Source organism: Deinococcus grandis (genome assembly GCF_001485435.1).
Classification (GTDB): Bacteria; Deinococcota; Deinococci; order Deinococcales; family Deinococcaceae; genus Deinococcus; species Deinococcus grandis.
Genome location: NZ_BCMS01000001.1, coordinates 1,786,980 through 1,803,741, shown reverse-complemented (window position 1 = coordinate 1,803,741; position 16,762 = coordinate 1,786,980). Strand labels below are relative to the sequence as shown.

The window sequence follows — 16,762 nt, the reverse complement described above, 5'->3', positions numbered from 1 at the left end:
CCCTCTGTGATTCTCGATCAACACCTGTCCCTGTCCGATTTCCTGTCTGTCGTGCGTGGCGGCGAGTCCGTTCAGCTGTCCGAGGCAGCGCGTGGGCGCATCCTGCGGGCGCGGGCGGTGATTGAGCGGATCGTGGACGGTCAGGCGGCGGTGTACGGCGTGAACACGGGCTTCGGGAAGTTCGCGTCGGTTCAGGTGCCGCGCGACGGGCTGGAGGAGTTGCAGCTGAACCTGATCCTGTCGCACGCGATCGGGGTGGGGGAGGCCCTGCCGACCGAGGTGGTGCGCGGCATGCTGCTGCTCCGCGCGCAGTCGCTGGCGTTGGGTCATTCGGGGGTGCGGCCCGAGGTGGTGGAACTGTTGCTCTCGCTGCTGAACGCGGGGGCGCACCCGGTCATTCCGGCGCAGGGGAGCGTGGGCGCGTCGGGGGATCTCGCGCCGCTGGCGCATCTGGCGCTGGCGTTGATCGGGCACGGCGAGATCGAGTACCGGGGCGAGGTGCGCGCCAGTGCGGACGTGCTGGCGGAGCTGGGCCTGACCCCGCTGGTGTTGCAGGCGAAGGAGGGACTGGCGCTCATCAACGGCACGCAGCTCATGGGCAGCCTTCTGGCGCTGGCCGTCGCGGACGCCCGTACCCTGCTGGGCACGGCGAACCTCGCGGCGGCCATGACGGTCGAGGCGATGTACGGCTCGCACCGGCCCTTCCAGCCGGACGTGGTGGGCCTGCGCCCCCACCCCGGCGCAGTTGCGGTGGCGGAGGAACTGCGTACCTTCCTGCGGGACTCGCAGATCGCCCCGTCGCATCTGGTCGGGGACGGGAAGGTGCAGGACGCGTACTCGCTGCGGGCCGCCCCTCAGGTGCATGGCGCGAGCCTGGACGCGCTGGCGCACGCTGAGCGGGTGCTGGCGGTCGAGTTCGCGTCCGTGACGGACAACCCCCTGATCTTCCCGGACACCGGCGATGTGGTGAGCGGCGGGAACTTCCACGGGCAGCCGCTCGCCGTGACCATCGACGCGCTGAAGGTCGCCGTGGCGGAACTCGGGAGCATCAGCGAACGCCGCTGCGAACAGCTCCTGAACCCGTCCCTGTCCGGCCTGCCGGGCTTCCTGACGCCGCAGGGCGGCCTGAACAGCGGCTTCATGATCGCCCAGTACACCGCCGCCGCCCTCGTCAGCGAGAACAAGGTCCTCGCTCACCCCGCCAGCGTGGACACCATCCCCACCAGCGCCAACCAGGAAGACCACGTCAGCATGGGCGCGCACGGCGCCCGGCAGCTGCGGGCCATTCTGGAGAACGTGCAGAACGTCATCGGGATCGAACTGCTGTGCGCCGCGCAGGCCCTCGACTTCCAGAACCTCCACGCCGGACGCGGCGCGCAGGCCGCCTGGGAACACATCCGCGCGCACATCCCCAACATGACCCGCGACCGCTACTACCGCCCCGACCTCCTGAAGATCGTGGAGATGGTCCGGGGCGGTGAACTGCTCCGCGTGGCGCGGGAGGCGTAGGGACTTCTCACCGGTTCAGCCATTCCAGCCCGCCCACACGGCTGTCTGCGGGCAGGTCGAGTTGGGCGGTGCCCAGGTGGGCGAGGTGGAAGGCCGGCTGCGTGTCCGTGACGGGCCAGCCGAGCGCGGCGCGGATGAGCGCCCCGGCGAAGTCGTGGTGCGTGATCAGCGCCACCCTGTCCTGGCCGGGGTGCTGGGTGCGAAGGTCGTTCAGGACGTGCGTGGCGCGGGCGTGGAAGAGGGGTTCCTCCCAGGCTTCCGCGCCGCCGTCCCAGGGGTGCCCGGTCAGGTGCGCGGGCCAGATCAGCGCGGGGCAGTGCGCGCGGAGGCTGGCGTGGTCGCCGCCCGTGACGGGAGTGAAGCCTCCGGCGGGACCGGTGGTCAGGCCGCCGTACTCGTAGGCCCGTTCGATGCCGTGCGCGGGGAGATTCAGGCGGGCGGCGATGGGCGCGGCGGTCTGCACGGCGCGGAGCATCAGGCTGGTGTACAGACGCGTTATGCCGCTCAGGTCGGCGTCCTGAGCGAACTGCCGGGCGCAGGCGTGCCCGTGCGCGGTCAGGGGTGGGTCGGGCTGCCGCACCTGCGCGTAGTCCGGTCGGTCCTCGATCACGTTGTTCTGCGACTGCGCGTGACGGATCAGCAGGAGCTTCACGGTGGCACCGTAGCGTGTCCATGCGCTCCGGACGGCCTCACCGTGCGCTGATTCGGCTAGACAGGCCGGGGCGTACCATGGGAGCCACTTTTCCCGCTGCCGCCTCACCCTTTCACCACCCGTGCGCCGCGCACGCCTCAAGGACGCCATGACCACCCTCGACGACATCCTGAACGCCCCCCACCCCGCCTCCGAATGGATTCTCGCGCAGGACTGCGCCGAGACCGGCCTTCACCCCGACGACATCCGCGCCGAGATGCTGCGCCGCATCCGCGAGATGCGCGCCAGCATCGAACGCGGCCTGAGCAGCGACGCGAAAAGCATCACCGGGATGGTCGGCTGGAACGCCAAGGGCCTCTGGGACGCCCCGGACGTGCTGGGCGCGCCCCTGCTGAGGCGCGTGCAGGCGTACGCGATGGCCGTGAACGAGGAGAACGCCCGCATGGGCCGCATCGTCGCCGCGCCCACCGCGGGCAGCGCGGGCACCATCCCCGGCGCGCTGATCGGCGTGGCCGACCACCTCGGCATTCCCGACGAGCGGCTGGTCAACCCCATGATCCTCGCCGCCGGGATCGGCAAGGCCATCAGCAAGCGTATGTTCATCAGCGGCGCGGCCGGAGGCTGTCAGGCCGAGATCGGCAGCAGCGCCGCCATGGCCGCCGCCGCCATCGTCGAAATGATGGGCGGCACCCCCCGCGCCGCCGTGCACGCCGCCAGCATGGCCCTGATGAACACCATCGGCCTCGTGTGCGACCCGGTCGGCGGGTACGTGGAGGTCCCCTGCGTCAGCCGCAACGCCTTCTACGCGGTGCACGCCGTCAGCGCCGCGCAACTCGCGCTGGCGCAACTGGAATCCTTCATCCCGCCCGACGAGGTGCTGGGCGCGATGGCCAGTGTGGGCCGCATGATGCCCGCCGCGCTGCGCGAAACCGCCGACGGTGGCCTCGCCCAGACGCCCACCGGACTGGCCGTCACCGCCCGCATGGAAGGCAGGAAGGACAGCGAGGGACCGGGCGGCATGATCGAACTGCCACTGGCGTAAACGGACAGAGCGGGCTGGCCTGCATTTCGGGTCGGCCCGCCCTCGTCACGGATTCAGACGGTGCGCGAACGACGCAGCGCAGCCCAGCTCTGCACACTTCCCGCCGCGCACGCCGCAATCACGGCCAGCACCGTCGCCCCCTGATCCGCCACCCCCGGATCACGCGGGGCCGCGTTGCCCAGCGCCCCCTGCGACACGACTACTGCCAGCTGCGCGCCCGGCAGGAACGCCAGTGCGCCTGCCCCAGCCTCCAGCGGTCCCACCCGGCGCAAGCCCAACAGGGCACCGATCATGCCCGAAAGGACCATGACGCCCACCCACAGGGCATCCGGCGCGTCGTGCAGCCAGAGGCACTGGCTCAGCAGCACCACGCCCACGCCCAGATCAGCGAACACCGCCGCAGCCACGCCCGCGCTGCGCCACCCGAATCGTCCCGCCGCCAGTTTCGTTTCCATGGCCCACTCCCTGTCGTTCACGCTGGAGGCTTCGTTCTGCATGGCGCCCCTCCACTCGTCGGGCGTCATGCGGGGTTCCGCAGGCGTGCCCAGCCGCCCTGCACGCGTCGGTACAGGCCCATGCCTCCCAGCGTGAGGCCCGTGATTCCCAGCGTCGCGAGGATCGTTGCGGTGGGGGAGAGCGGCCACGCGGTCCAGCCGGACAGATGGCCCGACACCCCGAGCAGGTGGGTCAGCAGGCCCCACCACAGCGGTGTGGTCAGGAAGGTGGCGGCCACCGCGCCGGGCCGCGCTCGGTCCGCCGCGAGGATCATTCCGGCGATCAGGGGGATCAGTCCGACATTCAGGCCCAGCCACCACCCCTGCGAGGGCCTCGGGACGCGCGTGCCTGCGCCGGTCAGCAGGTGCGCCGCCAGGATCAGTCCCAGCAGGATGACCGCGACGCCCAGCGCGGCCCCGGCTGCCAGCAGCGCGTCGGCAGGCACGGTCCGGCGCGGCAGGGATGCAGCGGCCCGCCGCGTCTGGGCGGCCCAGCGGGCGTCTCTGGTGCTGTCCGCTTCGTTGCGCATGCCGGTGGTCCATTCTTCGTGGGTCATGTCAGGGCTCCCTTGGTGCGGCGGGTGGCGGGGGTGGGTTCGTGGCGTTCGCGGGCCAGCTGGAGGCCGCTCTGCGTCAGGCGGTAGATGTGGCGGGGTGGTTTGCCGGGGTGGGGGGATTGTTCCCACTGGGCGTCCAGGTGGCCCTGTTCGTGCAGGCGCTGGAGGATGGGGTAGAGGGTCCCGCTTTTCAGCCCGGTGCTTTTGGAGAGGTCGTAGCCGTAGGTGTGGGCGGGGTAGGTCTGCTGGAGGGCGTGCAGGACGGCTCTGGTGTGCGGGCTGGAGTTGGGGGATCGCGGCATGCTCTATTACTAACATATGTAGAGTTTAGAGTCAAGCGACATTGTAGGCGAAGGGGGGAGAGGGGCCGCGGCGACCCCCTTCCCCCCGCTTCCCAGCACCGCTCATACGGATTCCGTTTGTTTCGTTGACAGATCGGAACACCACCGATCTGCCAACTCCACGTCCGGAACCCGTTTCTCTCCTACTCGCTCCGCTCGGGTTGAAAGATTTTGCAAACCTTTCAACCGGAGTCCGTATCAGCTGTCCTGCGGGCGGCCCGGCGGCGTGATCAGCACCCGGTCGATGCGCGGCCCGTCCAGGTCCAGCACTTCCAGTTCCCAGCCGTCGTGACTGGCGCGGGCACCCACGGCCGGGAACTCGCCCAGGACTTCCAGCACGTACCCGGCGAGCGTGCTGAACTCCTCGCGGGGCAGCGCGGGGAGGGGCAGGTGGTCGCGCAGGTCGTGCATGGGCATGCCGCCGTCCACCAGGAAGCTCCCGTCGTCGCGCATGACCAGCAGCCCCACGTCGTCCGGGGTATTCACGCCTGCCAGTTCGGTCAGGAGGTCGGTGGTGGTCAGCAGGCCCGTGAACACGCCGTACTCGTCCACGACGATCGCCAGTCGCTGCCCGGCCTCGCCTGCCAGGCGGGTCAGGACGTCCTCGGCCCACGCGGTTTCCGGGACGAACACGACGCTCTGCACGTGGTCGAGGACGCTGCCGCCCTCGGTCACGGCGCGGAGCAGGTCCGCCACGGCCACCTGTCCGGTCACGTCGCCGGTCTCGTCGGTGACGGGGTAGCGGTCGTGCGGCGTGGCCAGCACGCACGCGATCAGGTCGGCCAGCGGCAGGTCGGCGCGCAGCGTCACGGCGTCCGCGCGGGGCGTCATGAGGTCGCGGGCGCGGCGGTCGTTGAAGCGCAGCACGTGATCGATGCGTTCCCGCTCGCCCGCTTCCAGACTGCCGCTCTCCGAGGCCTGCATGACCAGTGCCTTGACGTCCTCCTCGGTGATCTGCTCCTGCGTCTCGCCGCGCATGCCCAGCAGGCGCAGCAGGCCGCGCGTGGTGACCTCCAACAGCCACACGACGGGCCCAGCGACGCGCGCCAGCCCCGCGAAGAACGGCGCGACCCGCATGGCGAGCGCTTCCGGGTTGCGCAGCGCGATGTTCTTCGGGGCCAGTTCACCCAGCACCAGCGACAGGAACGTGACCATCAGGACCACGCCGACCGACGCGGCACTCGGGGCGAGGTCGCCCAGCACGGGCGTCAGCGCCGCCTCCAGGTACCGCGTGAGGCTCCCCCCGGCGAACACGGCACTGACGGTGCCGATCAGGGTGATGCCGATCTGCACGGTCGCCAGGAACGCGCCGGGGTTCTCCGAGAGTTCCACGGCGCGGCGCGCGCCCCGGTTCCCGGCGTTCGCCTGCGCCTGCAGCCGGGACCGCCGGGCCGACACCACGCCCAGTTCCGAACCCGAGAAGAAGCCGTTGATGATCAGCAGTGCGACGAGAATGCCGAATTCCAGGAGCGGTTGACCCACAGCGGACAGTGTACGCGGTGGGCGGGCCGCGTCCGTCCCGGGCGTCCGGGGCGCGCGCTGCCTATACTGAGCCGCGATGAGCGTTCATTCCAGCATTCACGACCTCGCGCAGCACGTGGGGCAGACCGTCACCGTTCACGCCTGGCTGCAGGACAAGAGCGGCAAGGGCAAGATCCAGTTCCTGAAACTCCGCGACGGCAGCGGCTTCGTGCAGGCCACCGTCTTCAAGACCGACGTGCCCGAGGAGGTGTTCGAGCAGGCCAAGCGCCTCACGCAGGAGCAGGCCGTCACCGTGACCGGCGAGGTCCGCGCCGACGAGCGCGCCCCGGGCGGCGTGGAACTCAGCCTGCGGGACCTGACCGTGATCAGCGAGAACCACGGCGAGTACCCCATCACGCCCAAGGAGCACGGCATCGAGTTCCTGATGGACCACCGTCACGTCTGGCTGCGCCACCGCCGCCCCTGGGCGATCATGCGCGTGCGCGACAGCGTCCAGCGCGCCGTCGTGGACTTCTTCCACGGCGAGGGCTTCATCCGCTTCGACGCGCCGTTCTTCACCCCGAACGCCGCCGAGGGCACCACCGAACTGTTCGAGATCGACCTGTTCGGCGAGGACAAGGCGTACCTGTCCCAGACGGGGCAGCTGCACGCGGAGGCGGGCGCGTTCGCGTTCGGCAAGGTGTACACCTTCGGCCCGACCTTCCGCGCCGAGAAGAGCAAGACCCGCCGTCACCTGCTGGAATTCTGGATGATCGAACCCGAGGTGGTGCCCAGCAACCACACCGAGAACATGGCGCTGCAGGAGCGCTTCGTGAGCTTCCTGGTGCGCCGCGTGCTGGACGAATGCCAGGAGGAACTGAAGATCCTCGGGCGCGACCAGAGCAAGCTGGCGGGCGCCGCGGAAGGCAACTACCCGCGCGTGACGTACACCGACGCGCTGGACATCATCCGGAAGCACATCGAGGACCGCGACCTGCCCGCCAACGTGCAGGAGGACGTGCAGCCCGTCGAGTGGGGCGACGACCTGGGCGCCCCGCACGAGACGATCCTCGGCCACCACTTCGACCGTCCCGTGATCATCGAGCGGTATCCGGCGGCCATCAAGGCGTTCTACATGCAGCCCGACCCGCAGGACCCCCGCGTGGCGCTGTGCGACGACATGATCGCGCCCGAAGGCTACGGCGAGATCATCGGCGGCAGCGAACGCATCCACGACTACGACCTGCTCAAATCCCGCATCGAGCACGAGGGTCTGCCGCTGGAGGCCTTCGAGTGGTACCTGGACCTGCGCAAGACCGGCAGCATGCCCCACGCGGGCTTCGGCATGGGCCTGGAACGCGTGATCGCCTGGATCACGGGGATCGACCACATCCGCGAGGCGATTCCCTTCCCGCGTATGCTCACGCGCATGCGCCCCTGAGGAACCGACAGTGAAGCGCGCCCCGGTGATGGGGCGCGCTTCGTTTGAGGGATTTACTTCGCGGCGGCGTAGCGGCGCGCGACCTCGTCCCAGTTCACGACGTTCCAGAACGCCTTCAGGTAGTCAGGGCGCTTGTTCTGGTAGTTCAGGTAGTACGCGTGCTCCCACACGTCCACCCCGAGGACCGGCGTGCCGCTGACGCCCGCGACGGCCTCGCCCATCAGGGGGTTGTCCTGGTTGGCGGTGCTCACGACGGCCAGCGCGCCGTCTTTCACGACCAGCCACGCCCAGCCGCTGCCGAAGCGGGTCTTGGCGGCGTCCTCGAACTTCTCCTTGAACGCGTCGAAGGACCCGAAGGCCGCGGTGATCGCGTCGGCCAGTTCACCGCTGGGCTGACCGCTGCCCTGGGGCCCCATGACCTGCCAGAACAGGCTGTGGTTGGCGTGCCCGCCCGCGTTGTTGCGCAGGGCGGTCTTCTTGTCGGCGGGCACCTGATCGAGTTTCTGGATCAGGTCCTCGACCGGCAGGCTGGCGAACTCGGTGCCTTCGAGCGCCTTGTTCGCGTTGTCCACGTACGTCTGGTGGTGCTTGGTGTGGTGGATCTCCATGGTGCGCGCGTCGATGTGGGGCTCGAGGGCGTCGTAGGCGTAGGGCAGCGTGGGCAGTTCGTAGGCCATGGTGAAGCTCCTTTCAGGCCGGGCGGGACATCGCGGCGCCGCGCCGCGCCCCGTCACCGGAGTACCGGCACGTATCTTACGCGTGGCGCGCGATTTGTGAAGACCCGACCTGACTTTAAGCGGCCTTCATCTGACCCGCCCACGCGGACCGGGCAGGGGCCGCCGCGCGCGGCAGGACGGCAAAAAAACCGTCCGGCAGGCGAGCGCGGCGGTGGCGTTCCGTCCCGAACTGCTCTAGCATGGGCGGCAATGCGTTCCCCGCTCCCCCGCGCCGTCCTGCACCGCCTGGAAACCGGAAGGCTGGTGGTGCTCAGCGTGCTGCTGGGCGCCCTGGTCGGCGGGCTGTGCATCGTGCTGCGCCTGGCGCTGGACGCCCTGATCGCCTTCGCCGTGCGCCTGACCGACTACGCGCCCCCCGGCACGACCGGCGAGGGCGGCCTGATGATGGCCTTCGGTACCGCCGCCCACTGGGGCCTGATCACCCTGCCCCTGGCGGCCGTCGCGTACGCCGCCCTGGTCCGCCCCGGCGAGGGCGACCCCCTGACCCAACTGGTGCGCGGCTACCACCAGCGTGGCCAGTGGGCGCCCGCCCCCACGCAACTGCGCACCCTGGCGGGCAGTCTGGTCGCGCACTCGTCCGGGCTGCTGCTGGGCCGCGACGCTCCGTTCACCATGACCGGCATGCTCGGCGCGCGCCTCATGCAGCGCGTCACGCGGCTCGACAGCGTCGAGTTCCGCACCCTGACCCTCGCGGGCGCCGCCGCCGGACTGGGCGCCGTGCTGCACGCCCCGCTGGCGGCCGCCGTGCTGATCGCCGAGGTCCTGTACCGCCGCTTCGAGTTCGAGTTCGAGGTCGTCATGCCCTGCCTGCTGGCCGCCGTGGCGGGGACCGCCGTGTACGGACTGGCGTTCGGCTTCACGCCCCTGCTGACCTTTCCGGACGTGCAGGTCCCGGCCGCCGCGCAGCTGCCCGCGTTCGCACTCGTGGGGCTCGGCGCGACCCTGCTGGGCTGGCTGGCCCTCCTGAGCTGCTCGGCGCTGCCCGCTGGCGCCCTGCGGGGCTGGCGCCGCCTGGCGTTCGCGGGTGCCGTCGGGCTGCTCACGGCGGTCGTCGCGCAGCGCCTCACGCCCAGCGTCCTCGGGGACGGGCTGGGGTGGCTGCAACTGGGCGCCGGGGGGTTCGTCGCGGACGGCGACCAGCAGGCCGCGTGGCGCTGGGTGCTGCTCGCGCTGGGCCTGCACGTCGCGCTGGGTGGCGGCGTCCTGCCCTCGGTCGGGGTGGGAGGCCTGCTGGGCGTCGGGCTGGCGAACCTGCTCGGCGTGGACCCGGCCGTCGCGGCCATGGTGGGCGCCGCGGCGTTCCTGACCGTCACGCTGAACGTGCCGCTCGCCGCGACCCTGCTCGCCGTCACCTGGGGCGGCGAGGCGCTGCTGCCGGTCACGCTGGCCGCATGCAGCGTCGCGCACCTGCTCAGCGGCACGCGCGGCCTGATCGAAAGTCAGGTGCACGCCCGGCGTGACAGTGGCGTGCACGCCGCCACGCCCGCGTGGCTGCCCGACACCGTGCGCTACATGCCGCGCCGCCCGGTCGACGCGCCCGCCGTGCCCTACGACGCCGCCACACCCGCCGCGCCCCTGGACGCCGACGCCCTGCCGTCCCCCTCCAGCGACCGGGAACTGTACCGCCGCGTGGTGCCCGCCAGCTGGCGCGGCGCGCGCCTGGGCGTCGTAACCCTGCCGCCCGGCGTGGAGGTCGTGGGCGTCGTGCGGGACGGCTCGGTGCGCCTGCCACGCCCGGACCTGCGCCTGACCGCCATGGACGAACTGGTGTTCCTCGCCCGGCCCGATGCGTACACCGCCCTGGAGGGTGTGCTGCGCCTGCCCGGCGCCTGAGCTGGGCGCCGGTCGGTGCTCGGGGGCGGTCCACCCGCGCAGACCCGTCAAGCCGCGCCGGTGGGCTGGCGGGGCAGGCGCGGATGCCGACCTGATGCTGAAACTGCCGGAATCCGCCTGCGGCAGGCGCGGGTCCGCCAGGGTCCGGGAGGTCAGGACACCATGAAAGCGCCGCTGAACGCCCCCATGACCGCCACGCGCCAGAATGCCCGCGTGCCCCTGCCTGCCCCCCTGCGCGCCGCGGCGACCGCCGGACTGGCCGCGCTGCTGAGCGCCTGCCTGCCCGCCCCGGTCGGCCCGGACCTCACGACCCTGACCACCATTCCCGCTGCGCGCTGGACGCCCGACGACCTGCGGCTGCGTTCGCAACTGCCCGCCGGGCAGGTTCTCCCGCTGGCCGAGGCGCTGCGCCGCGCGCCGCTCGGCAGTCTGCTCGTCGCGTGCGAGGACGCCGCGGCCATGTGGGGCCCGTGCCGCCACCTGACCCGCAAGATCAGCGCCGATCAGATGGCCGAGGAACCCGGCCTGTTCGGCAGCGGCGCGGCGCAGCTGCCGCTGGACAGCCTGCTGCGCCGCGACCTCGTACTCGTCGTGGACGTCGGCGTGAGGCCCACACACCTGGAGGCCATCCGGCGCGAGATCAACCGGCTGGGCGCCGCGCCGTACCTGCTGAACGGCCAGCTGGACGCCTTCGACTGCGGCACGTACCAGAACGCCCTGCAGCGCGCCGCCGGACTGCCCGACGCCGTGCCGCTCGACCCGCACTGGACCGCGTACCTGCCGTCCGGGGTGCTGTCGGTCCCGTCGAACGCGTTCCTGTTCGCGGGTGCGTCCGACCGGCTACTGGCCCGGCTCGCGGCGCGGTCGGCTGCCCCGACCCCCTGACCACCCGACTCCGCGTGCTGGAACCGCTGGTGGCGACGGTCAGCGGGGTCTATGGGAACTGTGCCAGGATGGGAACCGTGCCAGGACGGCGCTGCGGAGCGGGCGGTTGTCACAGGATTCTTTCCGCCCAGCGCAGGGTGCATTGAGCTGGCGGGTGTGACCCCGACGAGCCGAGAACCTCACAGACACCTGAACATCAAAGGAATAGATAAGGGGAATGATTGCTGTTCTCACGGATTCCACCTGCGACCTGCACCCCGACAGTGCCGCGCAGCTCGGGATCAACATCATTCCGCTGCAGGTCAGCATGCAGCAGCGCACCTTCTCCGACTGGCAGGACATCGACCCGGACGCCGTGTACGACCACATGCGCGCCGGGGGCAGCGCCAGCACATCCCCCGTGAGCGTCGCCGCTTTTGAACAGCGCTACCGTGAACTGCTGAGCACGCACGACGCCGTGATCAGCCTGCACCTCTCCGGCAAGCTGTCCGATACGGTGCGGCACGCCCAGCAGGCCGCGCAGCAGCTGGGCGAGGCGGGCCGTATCCAGGTGATCGACACCGAGGTCGCCTGCGGTCCGCTGGCCGAACTGGCCCTGGTGGCGCGCGATCAGGTCACCGCCGGGCTGGAGCTGCATCAGGTGGCGCGCGCCGTGCTGGAGGCCCGCAACAGCATGTACGCCGAACTGTCGGTCGCCACGCTGGACTACTTGCGCCGCAGCGGCCGCGTCAGCCGCGCGCAGGCGTTCCTGGGCGGCATGCTGGGCGTCCGTCCGGTCCTCACCTTCGAGCGGGGCGAACTGAAAGCCACCCGCCGCGCCAAGGTGGATCAGGCGGCGGGCGACATGCTCGGCAGCCTCAAGGAGCGCTTCGGGAACACCCCGCTGAGCGTCACGATCATGCACGCCGGGCGGGACACGGGGCGCATCAACGCCCTGCGCACCGCGATGGTGGGCAGCGGCCTGAACGTGCAGCGCGGCCGCGTGCAGCTCATGGGCCCCGTGATCGGCGCGCACGTCGGGCCCGGCACGTACGGCTTCAACGCCATTCCGCTCGGCTGATTCCGTCACACCCGGCGGCCACTCCATGCTCCCGGAGTGGCCGCCGTGCCTGTCTCACCTCCCGGTGGCTGCGGGCGTGGCCGGTCAGGCGGGGTGCAGGCCCGCGAACTCCAGGCCAGTCGTCTCGGGCCAGTCCAGGGCGATGTTCAGGCTCTGAATGGCGTGCCCGGCGGTGCCCTTGACCAGGTTGTCGATGGCGGACATCAGGACCACGCGCCCGGTGTCCTGGTCCATCTCGAAGCCGATGTCGCAGTAGTTCGTCCCGTCGAGCAGCATGGGGTCCGGGTAGCGGTGGATGCCCTTGGCGACCTTCACGATCCGGATGAACGGCTCGGCGCCGTACACCTCGCGGTAGGCGCTCCAGACGTCGCGGTCGCTGTAGCCGTCGGGAATCCAGGCCTGCGCGGTCGTCAGGATGCCACGCACGCGGGGGGTGCTGATCGCGGTCAGGTGCAGCGGGAAGTGCCCCGGGAGTTCCTGCTGGGCCTCGGCGGTGTGGCGGTGCCCGACGGGTTTGTACACCCGCAGGCTCCCGGCGCGCTCGGGGTGGTGAGAGGCGTCGCTGGCGCTCGCTCCGGCGGCGCTGCTGCCGACCAGTCCGGTGGCGATGATGTCCTTGGGCAGCAGCACGCCCAGTTTCAGCAGGGGGTACAGGGCCAGGATGACGCTGGTGGCGAAGCACCCGGCGCAGGCGATGCGGGTCGCGCCGCGCAGGTCCTCGCGGTGCAGCTCCGGGTTGCCGTACACCCACTCGCCCAGTTTCTCGGGGGTGGGGTGGTCCTCGCCGTACGTGGTGCGGTAGACCTCGGGGTCCTTGAGGCGGAAGTCGGCGGACAGGTCCACGATGATCTTGCCCCTGGCCTCGTACTCGGCGATCTTCTTCGCGGCGCTGCCGTGCGGGAGGGCCAGCACGATGATGTCGGCCTCGTCCAGGTCGGCCGCCTTGCGGAATTTCAGGTTGGTGCGGCCGCGCAGGTTGGGGTGGACCATGCTGACGGGGGTGCCGGCGTTGCGTTCGCTGGTGACCTGCGTGACGTTCAGGTGGGGGTGGTTCAGGGCGAGGCGCAGGAATTCCCCGCCGGCGTAGCCGCTGCCGCCGACGATGGCGACGGTCTTCTGGTCGTGCATGCTCATCGCCGGGCAGCATACCCCGCCCTGTCCCTGCCTGTCGAGTGATACGTCTGAACACTTTGGAAGTATCAAATGAAAGGTGGCGGCGGGATCGCTCCACGCCACCACCTCCACAGGACCGGGTTACGCCTTGGCGGCCTGCCCCCCGGCCTTGCGGCGGTCACGCCACTCCTCGAAGTACACCACCAGCGGCGCCACGATGTAGATGCTGGAGTACGTCCCGATCAGGATGCCCACCAGCAGCACCAGGCTGAAGTCCCGCAGCACCGGCCCGCCGAAGATCAGCAGGCTCAGCAGCGGCAGCATCGTGCTGACCGAAGTCATGATCGTGCGCGACAGCGTCTGGTTGATCGCCAGGTTCACGATCTCGCGGTACGACTTGCCGCGCATCTCCTTGATGTTCTCGCGGATGCGGTCCGACACGATGATCGAGTCGTTCAGCGAGTAGCCGATCAGGGTCAGCAGGGCCGCCACGGTCGCCACGGTGAACTCCAGGTTCAGCAGCGCGAACAGCCCCATGGCGATCATCACGTCGTGGATGGCGGCCAGGATCGAGCCGACCCCCATGATGAAGTCGAAGCGGAAGCCCACGTACACCAGGATCAGCCCCAGGCCCAGCAGCACGGCGTAGATGGTCTTCTGCGTGAGTTCCTTCCCGACGGCCGGGCCGACCGTCTCGGTGGCCTGCACGCTGCCCTGCGGCAGCTTCTGCACGGCGGCCTGCACGGCCACCCGCTCCTCGGGCGTCAGTTCCGGCACCTTGATGGTGTAGGACGCGCCCTCCTGCCCGGTCACCACGTTGCGCAGGATCACGGTGCTCTGCCCGTTCGCCTTCTCCACACCCGCGCCCGTCACGGCCGCGCGGACCTGCTCGGTGGTCGTCTCGGCGCTGGTCTTCGCGGTGATGGTCGTCCCCGACGAGAAGTCCACCCCGTAGTTCAGGCCCTTGGTGAGCACCGCCACGCCGCCCGCGATCGCCAGCAGCACGCTGAGGGTCGTGATGATCCGCGCGGGGCGGATGAAGTCGATGTGCGTCTCCTTGATCCACTGCGGCGCACTCATGTTGGGCCTGCGCTGCGCGAGCCACTGGATGAACCACTTCGCGAACACGAGGTTCGAGAAGGTCGAGGCGATCACGCCGATGATCAGCGTCACCGCGAAGCCCTTCACGGCGCCCGTCGAGTACGTGTACAGCGCCAGCGCGGACAGCAGGTGCGAGGCGTTCACGTCCAGCACCGCCGCCGTCGAGTGGTCGTACCCGGCCCGGATGGCGTTCTTGATGCCTTTACCCTTGAACAGTTCTTCCTTGATGCGCTCGAAGGAGATCACGTTGCCGTCCACCGCCGCGCCGATCGTCAGGACCAGCCCCGCGATGCCCGGCAGGGTCAGCGTGGCGCCGAATCCCGCCAGCATCCCCAGGATCACGATGCTGGAGAACAGCAGACCCAGCGCGCCCACCAGACCGAACCAGAAGCCGTAGTACCCGAACAGCATCACGAACACCAGCCCGATCCCGACCAGCGACGCGATCGCGCCGCTGCGGATCGCGTCCGCGCCCAGGCTCGGCCCGATGGCCTGCTCGGCCTCGGTCTTGATCTTGATGGGCAGCGCGCCCGACTTGAGCACCAGCGCCAGCTGGTTCGCTTCCTGCGCGTCGAAGTTCCCGGTGATCTGCACGTCCCGGTTCAGGCGGCTCTGGATGGTCGCCACGCTCTGGATCTGGTCGTCCAGCACCACGGCCATCAGCTTGCCGATGTTCTTGCCCGTGAACTCGCCGAACTTCGCGGAGCCCGCATCGGTGTTCTGGAAGGTCACGACCCAGCGTCCGGACTGCGGGTCGGTCGCCGCCTGCGCGTTCTGGATGACCTCACCGGTCGCCTCGACCGGGCCCAGTTGCGCCAGCGAGTAGCCACCGCTGCGCGGGTTCTTCTGCGCCAGCGTCTGATCGGGCTGGGCGTTCGCCTGCACGATCCGGAACTCCAGGCGCGCCGTCTGCTTGATGATCTCGCGCGCGCGGTCCTGCACGGCGGGTGTCGCGCCCGGGATCTCCACGACCACGCGCTTGCCCCCGGCGACCGTCACGGTCGGTTCGGCCACGCCCAGCGCGTTGATGCGGTTCTCGATGACCGTCTTCACGCGGTCCAGTTCGTCCTTCGTGGCGGTGCCGGTCTCCGGGGCCAGCTCAATGCGCAGACCGCCCTTGAGGTCCAGCCCCAGCGTCATGAATTGGAACTTGTCGTTCCACAGACTCCAGACGTTGTCCTTGTGCTCCCAGGGCCGCCAGATGTACGCCACCGACGCCAGCAGCGTCAGCAGCAGGATCAGCCCGGTCCAGAGGTTCGGTTTACTCGCGGTCGGCGCGCTGCGCGGGGCAGAGCGACCGGATTTCTTGCCTTTGTTTCCGTACGTCATTCACAACTCCAGTTCACTGCAAAGATTCAGGGTGGGCGGTCGGACGCGGACGCTCAGCCCCCGTCGGACTGCCGCCGCCCCAGCACGCTCAGCGCCGGTCTGACGCGCGGCTCGGCCCACACGGGCAGCGCCAGCGTGAACCGGGCCTGCGCGGGCGGCAGGGCCACCGGGCGGGGCGCGTCCCCAGCCAGCAGCGGCACGGGCGAGCCGGGCGGCGGCGCGGGCCGCAACTCCGGCAGGGCCGGGGCGACATTCCCCGCCGCCCAGCGGCCCGGTTCCGGCACGTTCCAGGGCTGACCCAGCGCCACGGCTAGCAGCGGCAGCAGCGGGAAAAGGCCCGGCAGGCTCAGCAGCGCACGCTGCCACGCCAGTCGGAAGGAACGCGGGAATCTCAAGGCGACCCAGCATAGCAGAAGGCCCCACACCAATTAGCCGCCCCTTAACACCTGTTCGGCACACTGCCTGCGTGGCCGATGTCCGGACGTCGCCACCCGAACCCGACGCCCCCCATTCCCAGGCCCTCAGTTCAAGGCCCCCCAGTCAACAGGAGTGTGCCCCCCATGAACAACCGTCTTCCCCTGATCGCCTTCGCCGCGCTGCCCCTGACCGTCGGCGCTGTACTCGCCCAGCAGAGCGGTACAGGCACTGCCAGCACCGGCGCCGCGACCACCGCCCAGGCCCCGCAGCGCGTGCAGCCCGCCCAGCCCGGCCAGCGCACCGGGCAAAATCAGACCCAGCAGAACCAGTCGCAGCAGGGCCAGACCGGGCAGCGTCAGCCCGGCGAGCGCCCCCAGCGCAGCGGCACCAACTACGCCGACACGTTCATCACCAACCTCGCCAAGCAGCTGAACACCACGCCCGAGAAACTCAAGGCCGCCGCCGTCAAGGCCGGAACCGCCACCATCGACGCCGCCGTGAAGGCCGGGGACATCCCCGCCGACCGCGCCGCCGACATGAAACAGCACCTCGCGGAGAACCCCTTCGCCTTCGGCGGTCGCGGCCCCGGCGGCCCCGGACGCGGCGGCCACCACGACGGCCCCATGGGCCCCGGCGGCCCGCGCGGCCAGGACAACCACGGACCGCAGGGCGACAGCACCGACCAGGGCAGCGCCACCGGCACCACCAGCGGCACCTGATCCACACCCGACCCCCAGCCCCCCCGTCCCCGTGGCGGGGGGGCTGGTCGTTGCGTCCTATGCATGAGAAA

General features: G+C 70.4%; 16 protein-coding genes. 7 read left to right on the top strand and 9 right to left on the bottom strand.

Features of this window, described 5'->3' with window-relative positions; translation table 11 throughout:
• The first annotated feature begins 6 nt into the window (after window positions 1-6).
• Window positions 7-1,509 carry a histidine ammonia-lyase gene (hutH, locus tag DEIGR_RS08890; RefSeq protein ID WP_058976634.1) on the top strand — a complete coding sequence of 501 codons (1,503 nt, stop codon included), beginning with the start codon at window positions 7-9 and terminating at the stop codon, window positions 1,507-1,509.
• Window positions 1,510-1,516: 7 nt separating this feature from the next.
• Here the strand turns inward: hutH and DEIGR_RS08885 are convergent, their stop codons facing one another.
• On the bottom strand, window positions 1,517-2,161 hold the full coding sequence (locus DEIGR_RS08885; RefSeq protein WP_058976633.1) for a histidine phosphatase family protein: 645 nt from the start codon (window positions 2,159-2,161) through the stop codon (window positions 1,517-1,519).
• A gap of 148 nt (window positions 2,162-2,309) precedes the next feature.
• On the opposite strand from DEIGR_RS08885, the gene sdaAA reads away from it, so the two are divergent.
• Window positions 2,310-3,203 carry an L-serine ammonia-lyase, iron-sulfur-dependent, subunit alpha gene (gene sdaAA / locus DEIGR_RS08880; RefSeq protein WP_058978629.1) on the top strand — a complete coding sequence of 298 codons (894 nt, stop codon included), beginning with the start codon at window positions 2,310-2,312 and terminating at the stop codon, window positions 3,201-3,203.
• Between the two features lie 53 nt (window positions 3,204-3,256).
• On the opposite strand, the gene DEIGR_RS08875 is transcribed toward sdaAA, so the two are convergent.
• The 4 genes from DEIGR_RS08875 to DEIGR_RS08860 all read right to left on the bottom strand — a co-directional run bounded on the left by DEIGR_RS08875 (window position 3,257) and on the right by DEIGR_RS08860 (window position 6,077).
• Window positions 3,257-3,700 (bottom strand): hypothetical protein, encoded by a 444-nt coding sequence (locus DEIGR_RS08875; protein WP_153013686.1) that lies wholly within the window; start codon window positions 3,698-3,700, stop codon window positions 3,257-3,259.
• A 23-nt stretch (window positions 3,701-3,723) separates the two neighbouring features.
• The gene (locus DEIGR_RS08870; protein ID WP_058976631.1) at window positions 3,724-4,254 is read right to left on the bottom strand and encodes a hypothetical protein; all 531 of its coding nucleotides are present in this window, start codon (window positions 4,252-4,254) and stop codon (window positions 3,724-3,726) included.
• Complete coding sequence (locus DEIGR_RS08865) at window positions 4,251-4,556, bottom strand: PadR family transcriptional regulator (RefSeq protein ID WP_058976630.1); 306 nt, start codon at window positions 4,554-4,556, stop codon at window positions 4,251-4,253. The genes DEIGR_RS08870 and DEIGR_RS08865 overlap by 4 nt, the downstream gene beginning before the upstream one ends.
• A gap of 237 nt (window positions 4,557-4,793) precedes the next feature.
• Window positions 4,794-6,077 (bottom strand): hemolysin family protein, encoded by a 1,284-nt coding sequence (locus tag DEIGR_RS08860; protein WP_058976629.1) that lies wholly within the window; start codon window positions 6,075-6,077, stop codon window positions 4,794-4,796.
• Window positions 6,078-6,153: 76 nt separating this feature from the next.
• On the opposite strand from DEIGR_RS08860, the gene asnS reads away from it, so the two are divergent.
• Complete coding sequence (gene asnS, locus DEIGR_RS08855) at window positions 6,154-7,497, top strand: asparagine--tRNA ligase (protein WP_058976628.1); 1,344 nt, start codon at window positions 6,154-6,156, stop codon at window positions 7,495-7,497.
• Between the two features lie 53 nt (window positions 7,498-7,550).
• Here asnS and sodA read toward each other — a convergent pair whose 3' ends face one another.
• The gene (gene sodA / locus DEIGR_RS08850; protein WP_058976627.1) at window positions 7,551-8,174 is read right to left on the bottom strand and encodes a superoxide dismutase [Mn]; all 624 of its coding nucleotides are present in this window, start codon (window positions 8,172-8,174) and stop codon (window positions 7,551-7,553) included.
• Between the two features lie 249 nt (window positions 8,175-8,423).
• Here sodA and DEIGR_RS08845 point away from each other — a divergent pair, with 249 nt between their 5' ends.
• The 3 genes from DEIGR_RS08845 (at window position 8,424) to DEIGR_RS08835 (ending at window position 12,012) form a co-directional block, all read left to right on the top strand.
• The gene (locus tag DEIGR_RS08845) at window positions 8,424-10,067 is read left to right on the top strand and encodes a chloride channel protein (RefSeq protein WP_058976626.1); all 1,644 of its coding nucleotides are present in this window, start codon (window positions 8,424-8,426) and stop codon (window positions 10,065-10,067) included.
• A gap of 162 nt (window positions 10,068-10,229) precedes the next feature.
• Window positions 10,230-10,952, top strand: coding sequence for a hypothetical protein (locus DEIGR_RS08840; protein ID WP_058976625.1), 723 nt, complete (start codon window positions 10,230-10,232; stop codon window positions 10,950-10,952).
• A 217-nt stretch (window positions 10,953-11,169) separates the two neighbouring features.
• Complete coding sequence (locus tag DEIGR_RS08835) at window positions 11,170-12,012, top strand: DegV family protein (RefSeq protein WP_058976624.1); 843 nt, start codon at window positions 11,170-11,172, stop codon at window positions 12,010-12,012.
• An 84-nt stretch (window positions 12,013-12,096) separates the two neighbouring features.
• Here DEIGR_RS08835 and argC read toward each other — a convergent pair whose 3' ends face one another.
• From argC to DEIGR_RS08820, 3 genes are all read right to left on the bottom strand, one after another.
• A complete protein-coding gene (argC, locus tag DEIGR_RS08830; protein WP_058978628.1) occupies window positions 12,097-13,140 on the bottom strand; it encodes an N-acetyl-gamma-glutamyl-phosphate reductase in 1,044 nt (347 codons plus the stop codon).
• A gap of 126 nt (window positions 13,141-13,266) precedes the next feature.
• Complete coding sequence (gene secD / locus DEIGR_RS08825) at window positions 13,267-15,555, bottom strand: protein translocase subunit SecD (protein ID WP_058976623.1); 2,289 nt, start codon at window positions 15,553-15,555, stop codon at window positions 13,267-13,269.
• A 53-nt stretch (window positions 15,556-15,608) separates the two neighbouring features.
• Entirely contained in the window at window positions 15,609-15,950 is a 342-nt protein-coding gene (locus DEIGR_RS08820) for a hypothetical protein (protein ID WP_058976622.1), read from the bottom strand.
• Window positions 15,951-16,115: 165 nt separating this feature from the next.
• Between DEIGR_RS08820 and DEIGR_RS08815 the strand changes: the two genes are divergently transcribed.
• Entirely contained in the window at window positions 16,116-16,691 is a 576-nt protein-coding gene (locus DEIGR_RS08815; RefSeq protein WP_058976621.1) for a hypothetical protein, read from the top strand.
• The last annotated feature ends 71 nt before the right edge of the window (window positions 16,692-16,762 follow it).